Source organism: Bartonella sp. DGB2 (assembly GCF_046843095.1).
In the GTDB taxonomy this organism is placed as follows: domain Bacteria; phylum Pseudomonadota; class Alphaproteobacteria; order Rhizobiales; family Rhizobiaceae; genus Bartonella.
Genome location: NZ_CP177327.1, coordinates 32,623 through 53,493, shown reverse-complemented (window position 1 = coordinate 53,493; position 20,871 = coordinate 32,623). Strand labels below are relative to the sequence as shown.

The 20,871-nt window shown below is 42.4% G+C and carries 13 protein-coding genes and 1 pseudogene; 7 read left to right on the top strand and 7 right to left on the bottom strand.

Going from position 1 to position 20,871, the window contains the following annotated elements:
* The first annotated feature begins 1 nt into the window (after position 1).
* Both ACK28X_RS08315 and ACK28X_RS08310 read left to right on the top strand, forming a co-directional pair.
* A pseudogene (locus tag ACK28X_RS08315) lies at positions 2-1,157 on the top strand (amino acid ABC transporter permease).
* A 9-nt stretch (positions 1,158-1,166) separates the two neighbouring features.
* On the top strand, positions 1,167-1,895 hold the full coding sequence (locus tag ACK28X_RS08310) for an amino acid ABC transporter ATP-binding protein (protein ID WP_412058633.1): 729 nt from the start codon (positions 1,167-1,169) through the stop codon (positions 1,893-1,895).
* A gap of 42 nt (positions 1,896-1,937) precedes the next feature.
* Here ACK28X_RS08310 and ACK28X_RS08305 read toward each other — a convergent pair whose 3' ends face one another.
* Positions 1,938-3,197: an FAD-dependent monooxygenase gene (locus tag ACK28X_RS08305; RefSeq protein ID WP_412058632.1), complete on the bottom strand. Its 1,260-nt coding sequence runs from the start codon at positions 3,195-3,197 to the stop codon at positions 1,938-1,940.
* A 4-nt stretch (positions 3,198-3,201) separates the two neighbouring features.
* Positions 3,202-3,444, bottom strand: coding sequence for a zinc-finger domain-containing protein (locus tag ACK28X_RS08300; protein WP_412058631.1), 243 nt, complete (start codon positions 3,442-3,444; stop codon positions 3,202-3,204).
* Between the two features lie 235 nt (positions 3,445-3,679).
* Here ACK28X_RS08300 and ACK28X_RS08295 point away from each other — a divergent pair, with 235 nt between their 5' ends.
* Entirely contained in the window at positions 3,680-5,860 is a 2,181-nt protein-coding gene (locus ACK28X_RS08295) for an RNA degradosome polyphosphate kinase (protein WP_412058630.1), read from the top strand.
* A 101-nt stretch (positions 5,861-5,961) separates the two neighbouring features.
* A complete protein-coding gene (locus ACK28X_RS08290; protein ID WP_412058629.1) occupies positions 5,962-7,482 on the top strand; it encodes an exopolyphosphatase in 1,521 nt (506 codons plus the stop codon).
* A 1-nt stretch (position 7,483) separates the two neighbouring features.
* On the opposite strand, the gene rnd is transcribed toward ACK28X_RS08290, so the two are convergent.
* Complete coding sequence (gene rnd / locus ACK28X_RS08285) at positions 7,484-8,641, bottom strand: ribonuclease D (RefSeq protein ID WP_412058628.1); 1,158 nt, start codon at positions 8,639-8,641, stop codon at positions 7,484-7,486.
* Positions 8,642-8,786: 145 nt separating this feature from the next.
* Here rnd and aspS point away from each other — a divergent pair, with 145 nt between their 5' ends.
* Positions 8,787-10,574 carry an aspartate--tRNA ligase gene (aspS, locus tag ACK28X_RS08280; protein WP_412058627.1) on the top strand — a complete coding sequence of 596 codons (1,788 nt, stop codon included), beginning with the start codon at positions 8,787-8,789 and terminating at the stop codon, positions 10,572-10,574.
* Positions 10,575-10,628: 54 nt separating this feature from the next.
* Here aspS and ACK28X_RS08275 read toward each other — a convergent pair whose 3' ends face one another.
* Both ACK28X_RS08275 and rhuM read right to left on the bottom strand, forming a co-directional pair.
* Positions 10,629-11,843 carry a hypothetical protein gene (locus ACK28X_RS08275; RefSeq protein ID WP_412058626.1) on the bottom strand — a complete coding sequence of 405 codons (1,215 nt, stop codon included), beginning with the start codon at positions 11,841-11,843 and terminating at the stop codon, positions 10,629-10,631.
* Positions 11,844-12,423: 580 nt separating this feature from the next.
* Positions 12,424-12,588, bottom strand: coding sequence for a RhuM family protein (gene rhuM / locus ACK28X_RS08270; RefSeq protein WP_412058679.1), 165 nt, complete (start codon positions 12,586-12,588; stop codon positions 12,424-12,426).
* A gap of 265 nt (positions 12,589-12,853) precedes the next feature.
* On the opposite strand from rhuM, the gene parC reads away from it, so the two are divergent.
* Entirely contained in the window at positions 12,854-15,115 is a 2,262-nt protein-coding gene (gene parC, locus ACK28X_RS08265; protein WP_412058625.1) for a DNA topoisomerase IV subunit A, read from the top strand.
* A gap of 41 nt (positions 15,116-15,156) precedes the next feature.
* Here the strand turns inward: parC and lexA are convergent, their stop codons facing one another.
* Positions 15,157-15,867 (bottom strand): transcriptional repressor LexA, encoded by a 711-nt coding sequence (lexA, locus tag ACK28X_RS08260; RefSeq protein ID WP_412058624.1) that lies wholly within the window; start codon positions 15,865-15,867, stop codon positions 15,157-15,159.
* Between the two features lie 172 nt (positions 15,868-16,039).
* Positions 16,040-18,886, bottom strand: a complete 2,847-nt coding sequence (locus ACK28X_RS08255; RefSeq protein WP_412058678.1) for an Rne/Rng family ribonuclease — start codon at positions 18,884-18,886, stop codon at positions 16,040-16,042.
* Positions 18,887-19,473: 587 nt separating this feature from the next.
* Here ACK28X_RS08255 and ACK28X_RS08250 point away from each other — a divergent pair.
* Positions 19,474-20,754: an N-acetylmuramoyl-L-alanine amidase gene (locus tag ACK28X_RS08250; RefSeq protein ID WP_412058623.1), complete on the top strand. Its 1,281-nt coding sequence runs from the start codon at positions 19,474-19,476 to the stop codon at positions 20,752-20,754.
* The last annotated feature ends 117 nt before the right edge of the window (positions 20,755-20,871 follow it).

The window sequence follows — 20,871 nt, the reverse complement described above, 5'->3', positions numbered from 1 at the left end:
CATGGAGCATATATTTATTCAAAAAGAAACAATCCCGCCCAAGGCTCCGCCGCCTCAGGCAAGAGGCGTATTTTTTTTGGTTTCGTACGAATTTATTTTCCAATCCGTTTCAGACATTAGTCAGTCTTTTACTTATAGGTGCGTTTATTTATTTACTTATTCCATTAAGCAATTGGCTTTTATGGAACGCCGTTTGGACAGGTCAAGACCGTGCTTATTGTACCACAATAGAACAGGGCGGCATTCTTCCCAATGGTTGGCATGGAGCGTGTTGGGCATTTGTTAAAGCTAATTTTGGCCAATTTATTTATGGCCGCTATCCAGAGTCTGCGCGTTGGCGGGTTGAACTCATGATGCTGATTGTGGTGGCAACTAATCTACCATTGATGATTCCTTCTTTCGGTCATAAGGGTATCAATGCACTTTTATCATTATTTCTTGTACCGCTTTTGGGATATGTCCTTTTATCAGGGGGGCATTTTGGTTTAAAAAAAATCGATACACAATTATGGGGAGGCTTTATTGTAACCTTAACTATTGCCTATACAAGTATGATGATTTCACTTCCTTTGGGTAGTTTACTCGCTTTGGGAAGGCGCTCGCAAATGCGCGTTATCCGGCTTATTTGCTTAATATTTATTGAGACAGTGCGCGGAATCCCCTTAGTGGCAGTGCTATTTATTGCCAGCATTATGTTTCCACTTTTTTTACCGCAGGGGATAACAATTGATAAATTTTTACGGGCGCTGGCGGGGGTAGCACTTTTTACGTCAGCTTATATTGCCGAAGTCGTTCGTGGCGGCTTACAAGCTATACCCAATGGACAATATGAGGCCGCGCGATCGCTTGGTCTGAACTATTTTAAAATGATGCTTTTTATTATTCTCCCTCAGGCCTATGCTTTAGTGGTGCCTGGCCTTATTACCGTTTTGATTGGAATGTTTAAAGATACAAGCCTTGTTTATATTATTAGTATGTTTGATTTTTTAGGTATAGTGCGCCAAGCTATGCAACAAGCGCAGTGGAGCACGCCGCAAACCCCCATAACTGGAATGGTTTTTGTAGGTCTTGTGTTTTGGTTTTTTTGTTTTGCTATGTCGCGTTATGCTCACTTTATTGAGAAACGCTTAAACCTTAACAAAAAATATGAAAAATAAGGGGAAGCCATGTGGGAAGTTCTTATCAAGGGGGTAAATAAGTGGTACGGCAAAGCCCATGTTCTGCGGGATATTGATCTCAGAGTAGCAACAAAAGAAAGAATCGTCATAGCAGGACCATCTGGTTCCGGTAAATCAACCCTGTTGCGTTGCATGAATGGCTTAGAAAGAGCGCAAATAGGAGAGATTATTGTCGCCGGTATCCCTCTTAATAAGCATGAACGTAACTTAAATATTATCCGTAAACAAGTAGGTATGGTTTTTCAACATTTTAACCTTTTTCCGCACTTAACCGTTTTAGAGAACTGTGTTTTAGCTCCTATTTGGGTTAATCATACGCCGCGTCGCCAAGCAGAAGAAGAAGCAATGCACTTTTTAGAGCGAGTAAAGATCCCGGATCAAGCAAAAAAATATCCTGGTCAACTTTCGGGTGGCCAGCAACAAAGGGTAGCAATCGCCCGCTCTCTATGCATGAAGCCGCGTATTATGCTTTTTGATGAACCTACATCAGCGCTTGATCCAGAAATGATTAAAGAAGTGCTTGATACAATGATTGATTTAGCTGATAGTGGCATGACTATGCTTTGCGTCACACATGAAATGGGTTTTGCGCGCGAGGTGGCTGACCGTATTATCTTTATGGATGATGGACAGATTCTAGAAATGGCATCGCCGGAAGCGTTTTTCACCAATGCCAAGCATCTTCGCTCTCAAGAGTTTTTGAGGCAAATCCTTTAGCAGTAGCTCCAAATTTAATTTTCATGTTTTATTTAAATAAATTCAGCTAGTTGTTAAGATTTTTTCACTTTCTTTTTTAATATCATATTGATAGAGCCAATTAAGATCAGCCAAAAAACTTTGCTGTCTACGCCATCGAAAGGCTTGGTTGCGAGCAAAGGCCAAAAAACCCTGAGCGTGATATATTTTTTTATTGAACTGACCGCGGTTTTTGACCATCTCAAGGCGCGGAGCGCGGAGCTTATGGTAAAGCCATTGCGCTCTTTGGGGGGAATTGGGGTAGAAGCTAAGGATTTCGGCCAAACAAGCAGCATCTTCAATTGCCATAGCTGCTCCTTGGGCGGCAAAAGGCAGAAGAGCATGAGCTGAATCGCCAGCAAAAAACAAGCTGCTCATCTGATTAACTGAGCCGTAAAAGCGATGAGTCGGCATTTCAAAAAGCGGCCAATAGGTCCAATTTGTTGCATGGATTAGAGCGCGCAAGCCCTCATCTGTTTTTTGAAAGGCGTACTGGAGTGGTGTTTTGTCAGCGACTCTTTGGAGCCAGGTTTTTTCGTTTTTAGAGCTTTTGGTAACTGCCACAAAGTTATAAGCTTTGCCTTCTAGAATTGGATAAGCAACAAAATGGCAATCGGGCCTCAGCCAAGCGTTTACACAGCAAGGATTAGGTAAGCGTGCTAAAAAAGGGGCAGCTTGAGCCTCTAGGGCTTGAACCGAAAGAGTGGCACGCCAAGCAATATAACCGCTAAAGCGCGCTTGCTCATGAAAAGGAGCACAGGCACGCAAATGTGACCATACACCATCACAGACAATTAGAGTGCGGGTCTGATAAGTGGCTTTTTGCTTATCAATAAGAGATTCGAGTATAAAGCCTGTTTTTTGATTAAAACTTACGCTTGTAATAGGCCTACCCATCCTTAAAGTGATGAGAGGGTTTTGGCTTACCGCTTGATAGAGAATCTGATAAAGATCATAACGGTGGATGGTTAAATACGGGGCACCCCATTGATCGCTTGCTTTTTGCAAAGAGAAACAACAAAGAACTTTGCCTTTATCTGCATCCATAAAACAAAGACTCTGGGGGGACACCCCAGCTTTTTCTAGCGCCGGCAAGAGACCAAATTGCGCCAAAACGCGCGTAGCATTAGGTGATAATTGAATTCCTGCGCCTGCTTCATTTCCTTCTTTTTCACGCTCATATATAGTGCTTTCAATACCCTTATGAGCAAGCGCCAAAGCACATACTAAACCAGCAATGCCTCCACCAATGACCGCAAAATTGGAAGAGAGGGCTAGTTTCATAGTTTTAATCAGCTGTAGAGTAGATACAGCCTGCAGGCGTCGTCTCTTCAGATTTCAAATTAGGGTTATAGCGATAAAGCGTTGAACAATATGGACAAATCTTTTCTATTGCATCGCCCATATCAATATAAATATGGGGGTGATCAAAAGGCGGACTTGCCCCTATGCACATAAACTCTTTAACACCAATTTCAATAATTTTATAGCCACTATCATTATGAAAATGGGGGATAGAATGATCAGCCATAACCAAACTCCAATGTAAATCACAAAAGCATCGCCACCCTTGCGCATAATAGGTTGTAAACTCTAGATTCACTTATGTAGAATCATTAGACCCGAGGTAAGATTTTTTTTATATTCCCTATAACTAGGTTGTAATATCAAGTCTATATAATGCAAGTGCACAGGATAAATTTTCTCTATAAAGGGCGGCTAGTTGCTATTATAGTAAGTTGGTAGGGGTAATAAAGATGGTGAATATGGCTTTTCAGAAAACAAATGATCAAGAGGCAGCTGAAAAGCTTACCATGCAGAGCCCTAAGCGTTTCATTAATCGCGAGTTTTCTTGGCTACAATTTAACAACCGCGTACTCATGGAGGCGGGTAATAAAAAGCACCCACTGCTGGAGCGCGTACGTTTTCTTTCAATTTCTGCTACAAATTTGGATGAATTTTTTATGGTTCGTATTGCTGGCCTGGCTGCTCAAATCCGTGCTGGAATTACTGCGCGTAGCGCTGAAGGGCGTACACCACAAGAACAGTTAGATTTTGTTTTAGCTGAAGTGGCGCGCCTTCAAGCCCGTCAACAACAAGAATTACGTGCCCTGCGCGAAGAGCTTTCTCAAGAAAATATCCAAATTATCCGCCCTGAAGCCTTGTCATCTCAAGAAAAAGATTGGTTAGAAGCCCACTTTCTCAACACGATTTTTCCTATTCTTACCCCTTTGTCAATTGACCCAGCTCACCCTTTTCCCTTCATTCCTAATTTAGGATTTTCTGTTGCATTAAAATTAGCCCGCGTCTATGGGGGCCATACTATGATAGCTCTCTTAAGAGTGCCCACTGCCCTTCAACGCTTTATTCTTCTGCCACAAAGCAGTAACCACTTTACCTTTATATCGCTAGAAGATACGCTACGCCTATTTATTGGCCGCTTATTTCCAGGATACCAAATCGCTGGAGCTGGGACTTTTCGTATTATTCGTGATAGCGATATTGAGGTTGAAGAAGAGGCGGAAGATCTTGTACGGCTTTTTGAAACGGCTCTTAAACGTCGGCGGCGCGGTCAGGTAATTCGAATTGAATTTGACGCTGAAATGCCTGAAGATTTGCGACATTTTGTTATGAGTGAGCTCGGGGTTCCGGATAACCGCATTAGTGTTCTTGATGGGCTTTTAGCCTTGAATATGATTTCTGAATTGGTTCAGATAGAGCGGGATGATTTAAAATTTGCTCCCTATAACCCGCGCTTTCCTGAACGCATCCGCGAGCATGCAGGGGATTGTTTTGCCGCCATTCGCGAAAAAGATATCGTAGTGCACCATCCTTATGAATCCTTTGATGTGGTTGTGCAATTTTTACGCCAAGCCGCGGCGGATCCCGATGTGGTGGCGATCAAACAAACTTTGTATCGTACTTCGAACAACAGCCCAATCGTTCGTGCTTTGATTGATGCTGCTGAAGCAGGCAAATCTGTAACCGCTTTGGTAGAGCTTAAAGCGCGTTTTGATGAAGAAGCTAACATTCGCTGGGCTCGCGATTTGGAGCGAGCAGGCGTGCAAGTGGTTTTCGGCTTTATTGAGCTTAAAACGCATGCTAAAATGTCACTTGTCGTGCGACGAGAAGAAAAACGTCTACGTAGCTATGCTCATTTGGGTACAGGAAATTATCACCCGATCACCGCAAAAATTTATACTGATCTTTCCTTTTTCACAAGCGATGATGCGATCGGGCATGATGTTGCTTTAGTCTTTAATTATATTACCGGTTATGCCCAACCCGACGAGCCGATGAAATTAGCTTTTTCACCATTTCTTTTACGTAATCAAATTTTACGCCATATTGAAGATGAAATTGAAAACGCCAAAGCTAGTAAACCTGCCGCTATTTGGATGAAGATAAATTCTTTAGTAGACCCTGAAATTATCGATGCACTTTATCGCGCGGGTCAAGCCGGCGTGCAGGTCGATTTGGTCATTCGTGGCATATGCTGTTTACGACCGGGCATTGCGGGCTTTTCTGAAAATATCCGCGCTAAATCTATTATCGGTCGCTTTTTAGAGCACAGCCGTATTTTTTGTTTTGGTAATGGCGCAGATTTGCCTAATGATCGGGCTATCATATATTTCGGTTCTGCTGATATGATGACCCGCAATCTTGATCGACGTGTGGAAACTTTAGTACCAGTCTTTAATAAAACCGTTCACCAACAAATCTTATCACAAATCATGCTTGCGAATATAATTGATAATCAGCAAAGTTTTGAGATTTTAAGCGATGGTACCTCAAAACGATTAATCCCTATAAAAGGCGAAAAGGCCTTCAATGCTCAAGAGTATTTTATGACCAATCCTAGCCTCTCTGGCAGGGGCAGGGCTTTGCGTATTTCTGCTCCGCGCTTAATAGCGCTTAGGCGTAAACACAGTGAACAGCAATCATAATATTGAAAGGTTTTATGAGCCTTGATGATTATGACAGTTAGACGATTATTCTAAAATAAAACAGCTTAAGCCATATAATTTAAGTGAGAAAGCCTTACATAATGATAGATAGAGATGCCCAAGATAAGCCACGAGGACATGCCCCAGTGGCGGTCATTGATATTGGCTCGAATTCCGTACGGCTTGTTGTTTATGAATGTCGTTCGCGTGTACCCAAGGTTTTGTACAATGAGAAAGCCTTATGTGGCCTTGGTAAGAACCTAGTCAAAACCACTCGGCTAGATGAACAAGCGGTAGCCATGGCGCTGGGTACTTTGAAACGTTTTGCGCTTTTATGCAGGCATTTGGGTGCGCTAGAAATTTATACGTTGGCTACTGCCGCAGTTCGCGAAGCTCAAAATGGAACCGACTTTATTACTGATGTTTCAGCGATTTTAGGTAAAGAGGCAATCGTCCTTTCGGGCGAAGAAGAAGCCCTTTATTCAGCTTATGGTGTTATGTCTTCATTTTTCCGTCCTTGCGGAATTGTAGGTGATTTAGGCGGTGGTAGCCTTGAATTGGTTGATATTAGTCGGGATACCATCGGTGATGGCCTTACCTTACCCTTGGGGGGATTGCGGCTTAAAGATATGTCGTTGAACGATTTAAATCAGGCAGGAGAGATTGCGCATCAACATCTAAAAAACTTATCCTTATTGAGTAAGGCAAGCGGACAAAATTTCTATGCTGTGGGTGGCACCTGGCGTAATCTTGCCAAATTGCACATGGCAACAAAGGACTATCCGCTGCCTATCATGCATGGCTATGAAGTTAATGGTGCTGAAATGTACAAATTTTTGCAGAAAATCCGTGACTATGGACTTGATTCTTTACAATCTATTTCTAGTATTTCTAAAAATCGCCGGCAATTATTGGCTTATGGGGCGCAAGTCTTAGAGGCTATATTAGCTTATCAAAAGCCGGAAAAGCTATTGTTTTCAGGCGCAGGCGTACGAGAAGGCTTTTTATTTTCACAATTATCTAAAAAGCAGCGCGCGCAAGACCCGCTCCTTGCCGCTTGTGAAGAATTTGCTAGCTTGCAAGCACGCTCACAACAGCAAGTGTCTGAGTTAATCACTTTTAGTGACCGAACCTTCGATGCTTTTGGTATAGTAGAAAATGAAAATGAATATCGATATCGTAAAGCTGCTTGTCTATTAATTGATGTGGCTTGGCGCCTTGATGCTGATTATCGTGGTAGTTTTGCAGCCTGTAAAATTGCCCTAGGCTCTTACCTTTGTATTTCTCACTTGGGACGAATTTATGCAGCTCTCAGCGCCTTTTACTGCCATGAAGGGTTAAATAGCGATACGCCGCCACCTGATTTCATTTCTTTAGCTAGCGATGCTATTATTCAAAAGGCAAGCATTTTGGGGGGTATTCTGCGCTTGGCCAATGTGCTAAGTCCTGCGGCTAGCGGAATTTTACCGAAGTTCAGTTGGCGGAAAAAAAAGCATGCGCTACAATTACATGTACCGGCTGATTACCGCGATCTTATCGCTGATCGTCCACATAATCGGTTGCGTCAGTTAGCAAAATTCACCGGTCTTGATCTTTCATTTTCTGTAGGGGATTCCCCTTAAATCATTTACAGTGCTCTTTAATCAAGATTTTACCTCCTTCAAAGTAGAAATAAATCTTACCGCTAAGCATTTTTTGCGCCTTTTCTCCAAACATAGAGTAGCGCCAGCTACGCATAGCTGGAACTTCAGCCAATCCTTCACCTTTGACGATTTTTTCTAAGTCATCCGTTGTGGCAATTATCTTTGGAGCAATGTGATGTTCATCGGCTACAGCCTTTAATAAAACACGCAAAAGGTCAATCGCAGCAGAAAGGCTTTCACTTCGCGGTTGAAATTTTTGGATAGGAGGTAGGGTTGCGAGATCAGTTTTAAAGCCTTCTTTTATAGCTTCCAACAGACTATGGGCGCCTTCAGAACGTTCAAATCCTTGGCTTAAACCGCGCAATTGAGCCAGCGCAGCGCCATCCTTGGGTTGCTGAATAGCGATCTCAATTAAGACTTCATCTTTCAAGACGCGGCCCCGCGGCAAATTGCGTTCTTTTGCTATTCTTTCACGCCAAGCCGCAACTTGTTGCAAAATTGCTAATTCTCGTGGCTTTTTCACCCGCCCTTTAACCCGTTTCCAGGCATCTTCAATAGGTGGAGCATAAGTGTCGACTGAAAGAAGAGGCGCAATTTCTTCTAAAAGCCATTCCTCACGCCCCCTTTCACTAAGCTCATTTTTAAGATTCGTATAAACATCGCATAAATGAGTTACATCAGCTAAAGCGTAAGCCATTTGCTTTTCTGAAAGTGGACGTTGCCCCCAATTAGTAAAACGCGAAGATTTATCAAGTCTATGGCCTATAAGCCTTTGAACAATCTGATCATAAGATATCGCTTCTCCATAGCCGCAAACTGCAGCGGCGATTTGTGTATCAAAGAGGGGAGCAGGAATAATACCAGCCAAATGATGAATAATCTCAATATCTTGACGGGCAGCATGAAAAACCTTGACAATATTTTCATCGGCCATTAGATCAAAAAAGGCTCTGAGATCAAGACCTTTTGCCTTTGGGTCAATAAGGACAGCAAGATCAGCCGAAGCTAATTGGATCAAGCATAATTCAGGCCAAAAGGTAGTTTCGCGGATAAATTCACTGTCGACTGTCACAAAGGGTGACATTCGGAGAGTACGAATAGCGGCTTCAAGTTCATAGGTACTGGTAATTAGAGTCATAAAATCGCTATAGCTGATTTGTTAGTCTTTGTCTTTTGATAATTGCCATTTTAAGCATTTATCTGCAAGGCTCGCTATTTGCTTTTTAAAGTTCAAGCTGTTAAAAACTTTAATCATTAATATCATATTATTAAAGGCTACTACTATGCATCGTTATCGCAGTCATAACTGCTCCGCTCTCCGTAAAAGCGACATCGGCACCCATGTGCGTGTTTCGGGGTGGGTTCATCGCATTCGCGACCATGGCGGTTTATTATTTATTGATCTACGTGACCATTTTGGGATCATACAGATCGTTGTTAATCCTATTTCGGCAGCCTTTTCACAGGCAGAAGATTTACGTAGTGAATGGGTAGTGCGGATTGATGGGGAAGTAAAGGCGCGGCAAAATGAGGCGATTAATCCTAATCTTGCTACGGGTGAGGTAGAAGTTTTTGCAAGCGAAATTGAAGTACTTTCAAAAGCAGAAGAATTGCCCTTACCAATCTTTGGAGAGCCTGACTATCCTGAAGATATACGTCTGAAATACCGATTTTTAGATTTACGCCGCGAAACTATGCATAAAAATATTATGGGGCGTAGTCAGATTATTGCTGCTATGCGCCGCCATATGCAAGAGGCGGCATTTACAGAATTTACTACACCTATCCTGACGGCTTCATCACCAGAAGGGGCGCGTGATTTTCTAGTGCCCAGCCGGATTCACCCGGGGAAATTTTTTGCCCTTCCGCAGGCTCCGCAGCAATATAAACAATTGTTGATGGTAGCAGGTTTTGATCGCTACTTTCAGATTGCCGCTTGTTTTCGCGACGAAGACCCGCGCGCTGATCGCTTCCCTGGTGAGTTTTATCAACTTGATGTGGAAATGAGTTTTGTAGAGCAAGAAGATATATTATCAACCATTGAACCGGTTATGCATAGCGTATTTGAGGAATTCGCCCAAGGTAAAAGTGTACCAAAAAAATTTCTTCGTATCCCTTATGAAGAAGCAATGCGCAAATATGGTTCCGATAAACCAGATTTGCGTAACCCCATTATCATGGAAGACGTATCTAACCATTTCCGTGGAAGTGGTTTTACGATTTTTGCCAATATGTTAGCTAATACTCCTCAAACAGAAATTTGGGCTATCCCAGCAAAGGGGGGAGGAAGCCGTGCCTTTTGTGATCGTATGAATACTTGGGCGCAAAACGAGGGTCAAGCTGGGCTTGGTTATATTTTCTGGCGCACCGAAAATGACGCTTTGGTAGGAGCAGGACCTATTGCCAAAAATATTGGTTCCGAAAGATGCGAAGCTTTACGCATACAGCTAAACCTTGGCGATGGGGATGCTTGTTTCTTTGTGGCGGGTCTTGTTGATAAATTTATAGCTTTTGCAGGAAATGCCCGCAACAAAGTGGGGCACGAATTAGGGCTTGTTGATAAAAATCAATTTGCCCTGGCATGGATTGTTGATTTTCCTTTTTTTGAATGGAATGAGGATGAAAAAAAGCTTGATTTCTCTCATAATCCTTTCTCCATGCCGCAGGGCGGACTTGAAGCGCTTAATAACCAAGAACCCCTTACTATTAAAGCTTATCAATACGATCTTGTTTGCAATGGTTTTGAAATCGCCTCGGGAGGAATCCGCAACCACATACCTCAAATCATGCTAAAAGTATTTAGCATGGTAGGGCTATCGCAAGAGGTAGTGGAAGAACGCTTTGGCGCGCTCTATCGTGCTTTTCATTATGGCGCGCCTCCACACGGCGGAATTGCCATGGGTATTGACAGGATCATAATGTTATTATTAGGGGTCGACAATCTCCGTGAGACAGCCGCTTTTCCTATGAATCAGCAGGCTATGGATCTTTTGATGAACGCGCCATCGGAAGTTTCCCAGGAGCAATTGCGCGAACTTTCACTACATTTGGCGCCAACGGCTAAAACTTAACGTGAAGATCCAGTTATTTATAAAGGGCGCCTTCAGGGCGCCCTTTACTTTGTGCTAATTTGCTTTAAAATTCAGGTTTAATTTTTGTATAAGGCTCAATGGATTAAGGAGACCCTCCATAGCCAATTCGTCAAAAGCAAGAGGTGGCTCAGGATTAGAGCTAATAATAAAACTTTTTGGATCATCCAAAAATTTACTTACTTCCGTCGCTATTTTATCTATGAATATCGTATTTTTGAAATACTCCTGTGCTTTTACTTTTCCCATAGTGAGCCCCGCTTTAGCCATATTTTTTGTCTCTTCAAGGGATAGGCCTTTGGATTTGCCGATATAAGCTAAAAGGCGGTTGACAAAATTATCATTGTCATAGAGAAGCTTTAATTTGCTAATTTTTAACGTGTTAACGAGCGTGTCTATAGCATCAATGGTGGCAGGTGCGCCCTCACCATCAGGCTTCGTACTTTCCATTTTATGAAGGAAGTTTCGATCAAGCCCGTTTAAAGTAAAAGCAAGGCTGAATTTCCCAAAATTTTTGATAAAAATAGAGGCATCATTAATAGATAACGTACCGCTATTGAGATCTTGATCAATATCAAGAGCATATGTGCCTTCACCTTTATCAAGGTTTAATGCCCGTAGATCAGAATAAAATTCCTTTTCGCTCTCCTGTACATCCGCTTTTGGGGGCGGGAGCGCATAGGAAAACGAAGTGAATACGATCTTAGCATGGGCTGCATCGCCACTAGGATTAGAAGTAACCTCGTCTTTAATATCGTTAAGCGTTAAAATCTTTGTATCTCCTTTCATCAACGCAACGTTTTTTATTGATATTTGGCTTGAATACATTTTAGCAAATTTTTCTTCTGAGTTTTTAGGGAAGTGTACGTTAGATGAAACCCATTCACTGATCCCAATTTTATAGGCTCCTATATCATCAGTTCCTGTAGCATAAGAAATAATCATTTTATCAGCAATATATGTTCCATTTGTATCTTCTCTAACATTTTGATAGCGAACATCCCCTAGAGACAAGGTCCACAAAGATTGTAAACTGGGTTTAAAATTTAACGTCATAGAAATGTTAGGGATAATAATATTATTACCTTCTACACGGGGCACGCCAGCTTTAAAATCAGTAATGTTATCAATTTTAAACTGATCTTCTATTCTTTGGGTAAACTTTTGTGCATCTACGGCTGAAAAAGCGTGGTTTACGCTAAAGAAGAAAAAAAATACGTATGTAAAAATTTTGAAAAATCTTATTTTCATGACGGTTTCCTATGTTATTTTAAATAAAAATACATCTATACCTAATATTGGTCAAGTTTATTATAAAGTGTTATAGATATAATTTTTGAATCCTTTGGTGACTCAGGTTCAACTATGATCGCTTGCGAAAAAAACGGCCGCCGTTCCCGCTTGATAGAGCTCGACTCGCATTATGTTGACGTGATCGTCAAACGTTGCTGGGAGGAATACACCGTAAAGAAGGCAAAGCTATTGAAAGAAGAAAGCGAGGTCTAAAACCTGCCGCTTGGTAGATTGGTGTAGAGTACGGGCATATCCATCCGAAAATATGCTCGCTTGCGTAATATCAGCGTGAGGGTTGTTAGAAAGCCATTAAAACAGGGAGCATCACTTTAAAATACAGAGGGCTTGGTTAAATCTGAACTGGCTGACAAATAATGAGAAAAAATGCCAATAACATAGGAGTTTTACGGCTGGCACGACTTTCTACCAAATCGAGATAGGCATCACTATGAACCTGAGTTGCTTCATTCATCTTGGCTTAAATAATTCTTAACGATCGTTACACCTGTTTTTACAATTCTGCCATGGGGGCGCTTTCCTAGGTTGTAAGCCCCATATATTTCTCCTGGCTGCTCGCTCTCTGGAAAATAAGTTCTGACGCTGTATGCCCATGCACGGCAAAGTACAATTTATTTTGAACCTTTGCAAAAAATGCTTCAGTCGTCGGGGGATCCTTATTGTAGTTAATGCTGGTAGCATAAATGTCCGTGTTTTCTGATAGAATCGGCGCTCACTAAGGCGTATCTCTCTTATTGCGGCAAGCAATTGCTCGTAATGAGCCTCATTCAGAAATAAGCTATTTCCAAGCCTTTGCAATCAAGGACATAGCCTTTAATAGCAAATGCTCGCAGGATTTGTATTGCCCATTATCGGAACTTGTATCACGCGCTTGGGATTTTACTCGGCATCCAACAGCGATTATTGCGTCTAAATTATAGAAGGGATTGCGGTGGCGAGAGAGAATTGTTATGTTTCACTTTATGTCTAATCAAGTGATTCCTGATGCCTCTCCTTCTCCTATTGAGGCAATCAAATTGCGCTCTGCACTTGAAGAGCGTTATTTAGCTTATGCACTTTCAACTATTATGCACCGTGCTTTACCTGATGTGCGTGATGGTTTGAAGCCTGTACATCGGCGTATTTTACATGCAATGCGAATTTTGCGTCTTCATCCCGAGCAATCGTATGCAAAATGCGCACGAATTGTCGGGGATGTCATGGGAAAATTTCATCCCCATGGTGATGCATCAATTTATGATGCTTTAGTGCGACTTGCCCAAGACTTTGCAGTACGTTACCCGTTGGTTGATGGACAAGGCAATTTTGGTAATATTGACGGCGACAATGCCGCGGCCATGCGTTATACCGAAGCACGTATGACAAAGGTAGCAAGTTTACTTTTAGATGGTATTACCGAAGATGCTGTTGATTACCGAGCAACCTATAATGAAGAAGATGAAGAGCCAGTAGTTCTACCAGGCGCTTTTCCTAATCTGCTTGCAAATGGCTCTGCAGGCATTGCAGTTGGCATGGCTACCAATATCCCACCGCATAATGTTGCAGAAATTTGCGAAGGTGCACTTTATCTTCTTCAAAATCCTTCTGCTCACGATGATGAATTAGGGCAATTTATCCTAGGCCCCGATTTTCCTACTGGCGGCCTTTTAGTTGAGCCAAAAGAGAATATTCTTGAGGCATATCGTACAGGACGGGGGTCTTTTCGCTTGCGTGCTCGTTGGCATAAGGAGGAGGGGACGCGCGGCGCTTATACTATCGTCATTACTGAAATTCCTTATCAGGTGCAAAAATCACGCTTAATCGAAAAAGTGGCTGAACTTCTTTTGGCACGACGTTTGCCGCTTTTAGATGATATTCGGGATGAATCTGCTGAAGACATCCGTATCGTTCTAGAGCCCAAAAACCGAAGTATTGATCCTGAGTTATTGATGGAATCCTTATTTAAACTCACTGATCTAGAGGTTCGTGTTCCTCTTAATATGAATGTCTTAAGCTTGGGGCACGTGCCAAATGTTCTTTCTCTTAAAGCGGTTTTAAAGCAGTGGTTAGAGCATCGCCGTACTGTTTTGGAACGGCGCTCGCGGTATAGGCTGGATGAAATTTCGCACCGCTTAGAAATTCTTTCTGGCTATCTTATCACTTATATCAACCTTGATGAAGTTATCCGTATTATTCGAGAAGAGGATGAACCAAGAAACACTTTAGTAGAGTGCTTTTCTCTAACCCAAGCGCAGGCAGAGGCCATTTTGAACATGCGCCTTAGAGCTTTGCGGCGGCTAGAAGAAATGGAGATACGCAAAGAGCTTGATAAATTAGTTCATGAACAAGGGCAGTTACAAACGCTCCTTGCCCAAGAAAGTAAGCAATGGGGCGTCATTAGCCAAGAAATAGCCCAAGTCGCTAAAGATTTTGGACAAAATACGTCTTTGGGTAAGCGTCGCACACAATTAGGCCAAGCCCCTCAGCACGATGCTGAAGATATCCAACAAGCGATGATTGAAAAAGAGCCTGTTACTATTGTGATCTCTAAGAAGGGTTGGTTGCGCGCTTTACGTGGCCATCTTAACGATTATACAAATCTCTCTTTCAAAGACGGTGATGCGTTACAATGTGCTTTTCCAGGCTACACCACCGATAAAATTTTGGTTGTCAGTACGGGCGGTAAATTCTTTACCCTAGCGGCTAATAACCTACCTAGCGGGCGGGGTCATGGTGAACCTTTTCGTCTTTTAGTGGATATGGATAATGAGCAAGATATTCTTACTGCGTTTATTTATCAACCAGAAGATCAACTCTTATTGATATCAGAGTCTGGCTATGGATTTATTTTAGGTGCAAAAGAAGCCATCGCCAATACCCGTAAGGGAAAGCAAGTTATGAATGTTAAAGCGCCCGATGCAACAAAATTCTGCTTAAATATAAAGGGTGATTACGTGGCTTTGGTAGGAGAAAATCGTAAAATGCTTCTTTTCCCTCTGATACAAATTCCCAAAATGAATCGCGGTAAGGGTGTGCGACTCCAGCGCTATAAGGACGGCGGCGTTGCAGACGTGAAAATTTTTAGTCTTAGTGAAGGCCTTAGTTGGTATGACAGCGCCGAGCGTTGCTTTACACGGCAAAAAGATGAGTTATTAGAATGGCTAGGGACGCGGGCGGCCTCGGGGCGTATGGTTCCTAAAGGCTTCCCGCGTTCAGGAAAATTTAGCCCCTAAGATTAAAGATTGAAAACTTATAAATATAAAGCCCTAAAGGTCTAATAGCGGCGAATAAGACCCGCTAACACTCCTTGGATTTCAACGCGGTTTTCTTCCAATACTTTAGTTTGATAGGCAGGATTAGCGGCCTCTAGAGCAATAAGATCGCCCTGCCGGCGATAGCGCTTTAAGGTTGCTTCTATATTGTCAATCAAAGCAATTACAATATCCTCAAGACGAGCGCTCCTTTCGCGTCGAATAATTACTATATCGCCATCTAAAATACCAGCCTCTACCATAGAGTCGCCTTTGAACTCTAAAGCATAGTGATCACCCATTCTAAGCATTCCTATCGGAATGGAAATTGTTCCGATTGGTTGCTGGATCGCAGTAATAGGCACGCCAGCAGCAATTATTCCCATTATTAAAACTTCAATTGAATTGGATCTTAAGAGCAAGGAATCTTTATTTTGTAACTCTGTTAAATTATCCTCAGCAAGCGTGGCAACTTGTTCTAAATCTCTCTTTTCCCAAGGGCTAGGTACCATTCGCATAGCATCCGGTAGACGTAGAATTTCGATAGCACGGGCACGGTTTGGTAGACGACGGATAAAGCCACGCTCAACAAGAGCAGTAATCAGGCGATGAACGCCAGATTTTGAAGACAACCCTAATTCTTGTTTCATTTCTTCAAAAGAAGGAGGGATGCCTGTTTCTTTAAGGCGTTGGCTAATAAACAGCAAAAGGTCGTATTGTTTAGGCGTAAGCATATACTATTCCAATTAAGCACAATATAAAGAATCGCGCACCACCATACTCGTTCGATTATTGTTCTGCAAGCTTTATAAAAATCGCCCAATTATTGGCAAAAATATTGCAATCAATTACAAATTAAAGCAATAGGATAAAAAACCTATCCTATTGCTTTAAAAAGTGCATGGTTTAAGAATTTTTACGTCGCCACCAGCCTGATTTCCGCGGGACAGCGTTTTGGGGCGCTGAAGAAGTAACAATTGGCATTTCAGTCGCGGAAGCAGCTTTGAGTATTTGTGAGTCTGCTGATAAAGGTTCAACGACTTTGGCAGGGCGCTTTACATCTTGAAGCGATGTAGGAAGCGTTACAGAAACATTCTCTATAGTTTCTACGGAACTTGCTTCAGCTAAGTTTGAAGAAGAAGCATTCTTAGATTGCGTCAAACTTTTTTTAGTATCGACATTCGAGCTTTCAGTCGTTCCTTCCTTTTCATTAATGGGCATAGCCTTTTTGCGTCTGCCGCGTAACTTTTTTTCTGTAGGCTCTATTGGACTTAATGCTACAGAAGGTATTTCAGTTACTTCAGATGGATGATCTAAGCTTACTTCTGCTCCCTTTTCAACAGATGGCATAGCCTTCTTGCGTCTACTGCGCACAGGTTTATTGATCTTTTGATCTTCTTTTATCAAGGAAGATTGAATTAGGACCTCTGTGTCATCATGTACAACTTCTAACACGGGGGAAAGGGATTCTATTTTTTTCTTACGAGTCCGCTTGCGTTTTATAACATTTTTTATTTCAGCACTTGCCGCATTTTCTTCACCTTGAGCCTTCTCTAAGGGATCCTCTTGAAGCAGCATGGAGTTGACGTCTTTGGCTACTGCAGACTCCCTTTCTTGGCTGAGCTCTGTTGACAGTGACGCCGAGCCATTTGAGACAAAACCAAAAGGATCGGTGAACGATATATATTTACGACGTGCTGCTATCTTAACTTCCGCTAAAGCCTCGTCGGCAAAATCACCGACAGGTTCCGCAAAGGGTAAACGCTGCCGCCCTGATTCATCACTACGATTACGCCGCCCACCACGACGGCCGCGTCGCCGCCGCCGCCGGCTATCAGTATTGTCATCATTTGATTCTTCTTGGCTTAAAACCGCTACTTCATTGTCTTCAATAATTTTATTATTGAAAGCATGGTTATTATGCATTTCTTCAGCAGGTTCTGTGGAGACATGTTTTTGCGGCGCATCTTCTACTCCAGGGTCAAAAGGCAGAATGGGTGTAGCAGATTGCTCGCTTTCAACTGGCGTCCCTTTATGGATGCTAAAATATTGTACACCTAAATTATCACTTGTTTCAAGGTCAATTCGCACCCCGAAACGGTCTTCTAATTCACCCAAAAGTCGCCGCTTATTATTTAGAACATAAAGTGCCGTAGCTACCGAAGTTTGTACAGTGATATTAAAATTAGAGTGACGCAAAAGATAATCTTCTATGCTACGTATCACGTGCAAGGCTACTGAAGAATCCGAACGAATATGCCCTGCACCAGCACAGCGAGGGCAAGGTTGCATAGTACTTTCTAAGACCGAAGCACGGATGCGCTGTCTACTCATTTCCAAGAGGCCAAAATGAGAAATATGACCAACTTGAATACGGGCGCGATCTTCTTTCAAACAGTCTTTTAGCTTTTTTTCGATTTGGCGAATGTTGCGTTTATCAGCCATGTCAATAAAATCAATAACGACAAGTCCCGCCAAATCGCGCAAGCGTAACTGCCGTGCCACCTCTTCCGCAGCCTCCAAATTAGTTTGAAACGCGGTTTCTTCTATTGAATGTTCACGGGTGGCGCGACCAGAATTAACGTCAATTGCAACTAAAGCTTCTGTCTGATTTATGACCAGATAGCCACCAGATTTTAAGGAGACCTGCGGCTGAAGCATTTTATCCAATTGCGTTTCAATACCATTACCAGCAAAAATCGGTGCCATACCACGGTAGGGCTGCACTACTTTAGCATGGCTTGGCATAAGCATGCGCATAAAGTCTTTCGCTTCGCGATACCCAGCATCACCCGCCACCAAAATTTCAGTAATATCCTTGCTATAAAGATCACGTATTGAGCGTTTGATCAAATTGCCTTCTTCGTAAACCAGAGCAGGTGCAATAGAAGCAAAAGTTAAATTCCTGATATTTTCCCAAAGCCTTAGCAGATATTCATAATCACGTTTAATTTCTACTCTTGTACGGTTAGCCCCTGCGGTTCGTAAAATGACACCTATCCCCTTAGGTACTTCGAGTTCTTTCACGATGTCGCGCAAGCGCTTGCGATCTTGAAGGTTAGAGATTTTGCGCGAAATTCCGCCGCCTCTTGCCGTATTGGGCATTAAAACTGAATAGCGCCCTGCCAAAGAAAGATAAGTAGTCAGCGCTGCACCTTTATTGCCGCGCTCTTCTTTTACCACTTGAACAAGTAAGATCTGTCGCCGCTTAATGACTTCCTGAATTCTATATTGGCGCCTCGGCGGCCGTTTGAGAGTAGGCAGTTCTTCTAGGGCATCTCCCACACCTACAGATTCTACTTCATTAAGGTCTTCATCCCCCGTTTCAGATTCATCAAGGCGGTCATCAACTACCGCTTTATTCAGGCCAGTCTTCTCTGCCAGTGCACCTTTAGTATTTTGTTTGGCTGTTTTTTTATTGTTTCTTGCACCCCCTTCAAAGCAAGCCAAATCATCATTTTCGCTTTCATCAAGCGCGGCCTTTTCTTCTTCCTCTAGCAAAGCCATTCGGTCGGCTACTGGAATCTGATAATAATCAGGGTGAATTTCCGAAAATGGTAAAAAACCGTGGCGATCGCCACCATATTCTACAAAAGCAGCTTGTAACGAGGGTTCAACGCGGATTACGCGTGCAAGGTAGATATTACCTTTTAATTGTTTTTTATGTTCCGATTCAAAGTCAAATTCTTCAATTCGGCTCCCACGAACAACAACAACCCGTGTTTCCTCCTGGTGGGAGGCATCGATAAGCATTTTGTTTGACATGTGTGCGTATCCTGCAAATGGTCGTATGGGAGGGTGCGAAACAGAACATCAATAGATCCATAAGAGAACGCCTCCGCGTACCATAAAAAGGGGAGTTTTGCTAATTTGCTCCAAAAACGGGGCAACTATAGGCTACTTAGCGTAGTAGACAAGCAGAATGACTTTTATCATTTTTCCTATGGCTCATTATGAGCACTAACAAAACAATTTATAAACAGTCCAGAACCCAGACCAGCGAATTGTATTGGCCTGAAACCCAGGCCTATGAATTTTTTATCCAACCCAATAGCGCCAAGCAAATATTTGCCGAGCTGCTCACTAGGGTTTCATCTTAGACCGAGCCCTTTTTTGATTCGTTTCCAGTGATTAGGCCTCGATACTATAGATACAACCATGCTTTTATGTCGATATCATGGTTCTGACAAGATATAATATTAAACAGTCGTAAAATAGCTGCGTTTGGCTACTATCTATATGGCGCTTTATGAAAAATTGTTTTTCTTCCCCTTCTTGAAATTGCTAGGGTTTAACCTTAAAATGAAGCCGCTTAGTGTTAAAAAAGGAGCATGCAAAGGATGCATGGCATTTTTTCAAGGCTCAGTAGATATCTTTGGCTAAGACGTAAGACTGGAGTTTTGATCTTTGTCTTAGTATTTTTACTAAGTGTAATGGTTGTTTTTTTACCCAATACATGGGCTGGCAGCAATCCTTCGACGCAGTCTTCAATTTTACGCCTTATCAATCTGCGTACGGTAGGAGACCAATCACGCATACGATTGATAAGCACCTTCAACCGGAAACCCGATTTCAAACTTATTTTTTTGGATCGGCCTCCGCGCCTGATCATTGATTTACCGCTCGTTGACTTTTCAGCCCAAAAAAAGCCGCCCATTGCACGCGGCTTATTAAGCTCAATTCGTTATGGCGCCTCTGGTCCTCAAAATGCTCGCCTCATTTTTACCATTCATAGTCCTTTTAAAGTTGAAAGAAGTAAAATTGAAGCTTTAAATAGCGGCCTTTGGCAGTTGGTTATTGATATCGTGAAAGATGATCAGCCCAATTTTGATGTACTTTTGCGCGCTCAATTTGCAAATTTACCTATCACTCCACCCATTGTGGAGCAGAAGAAAAATCTAATTCCAAATACGCACGATCTATTTCGCGTTGTTCTTGACCCAGGGCATGGAGGCGTGGATGGCGGTGCACGCGGTGTGGGAGGAGTTTTAGAAAAAAATGTTACTTTAGCTTTTGCTAAAACCTTACGCGATGAATTGGAGAAAAAATCCAACATACAGGTTTTTATGACCCGTGATGACGACGTGTTTTTACGCTTAAAAGAGCGGGTAGAAAAAGCACATGACCTAAAGGCTGATCTCTTTATATCAATTCATGCAGATAGTATCGGTGGTCCACTTTTGCGCGGAGCAACGGTTTATACGATTTCAGACAAGGCTTCCGATGCTGTAACGCGTGACTTGGCTGAACATGAAAATAAGGTTGACCTTTTAGACGGCTTACCAGAAGAAAAGGCGCCACAAATCGCCGATATTTTAATCGACCTTACGCGTCAAGAAACCGATGCCTTTTCTGTTAACTTTGCTAATAAGATCCTTTTAAATTTATCAAAAAGTAACATCAAATTGATAAATAATCCACATCGATTCGCTGGATTTCGAGTCTTAAAAGCCCCAGATATACCTTCAGTTTTACTTGAAATGGGCTACTTATCCAACAAGGAGGATGAGCGATTGATCAATGACCAAAATTGGCGTAGCAGTTTGGCGAAGGCTATGGCTCAAGCGATTGGACAATTTGCCGCCTATAGAGAAGCTCTGGCAAGCCGGGTGCAAAATTAATAGAACATACAAACCAAAATATCTTAACTTTGCCATGAAGTTAGCCATACTCACAGAGGAGTTCCAAGCGGAAGCTTTTTTGAATAAACTGGAATACAGCATTTGATTTACCTCATA

Coding starts and splice junctions, on each gene's coding strand:
- ACK28X_RS08310 (WP_412058633.1), top strand. CDS start 1,167: ATGTGGGAAGTTCTTATCAAGGGGGTAAATAAGTGGTACGGCAAAGCC.
- ACK28X_RS08305 (WP_412058632.1), bottom strand. CDS start 3,197: ATGAAACTAGCCCTCTCTTCCAATTTTGCGGTCATTGGTGGAGGCATT.
- ACK28X_RS08300 (WP_412058631.1), bottom strand. CDS start 3,444: ATGGCTGATCATTCTATCCCCCATTTTCATAATGATAGTGGCTATAAA.
- ACK28X_RS08295 (WP_412058630.1), top strand. CDS start 3,680: ATGGCTTTTCAGAAAACAAATGATCAAGAGGCAGCTGAAAAGCTTACC.
- ACK28X_RS08290 (WP_412058629.1), top strand. CDS start 5,962: ATGATAGATAGAGATGCCCAAGATAAGCCACGAGGACATGCCCCAGTG.
- rnd (WP_412058628.1), bottom strand. CDS start 8,641: ATGACTCTAATTACCAGTACCTATGAACTTGAAGCCGCTATTCGTACT.
- aspS (WP_412058627.1), top strand. CDS start 8,787: ATGCATCGTTATCGCAGTCATAACTGCTCCGCTCTCCGTAAAAGCGAC.
- ACK28X_RS08275 (WP_412058626.1), bottom strand. CDS start 11,843: ATGAAAATAAGATTTTTCAAAATTTTTACATACGTATTTTTTTTCTTC.
- parC (WP_412058625.1), top strand. CDS start 12,854: ATGTTTCACTTTATGTCTAATCAAGTGATTCCTGATGCCTCTCCTTCT.
- lexA (WP_412058624.1), bottom strand. CDS start 15,867: ATGCTTACGCCTAAACAATACGACCTTTTGCTGTTTATTAGCCAACGC.
- ACK28X_RS08255 (WP_412058678.1), bottom strand. CDS start 18,886: ATGCTTATCGATGCCTCCCACCAGGAGGAAACACGGGTTGTTGTTGTT.
- ACK28X_RS08250 (WP_412058623.1), top strand. CDS start 19,474: ATGCATGGCATTTTTTCAAGGCTCAGTAGATATCTTTGGCTAAGACGT.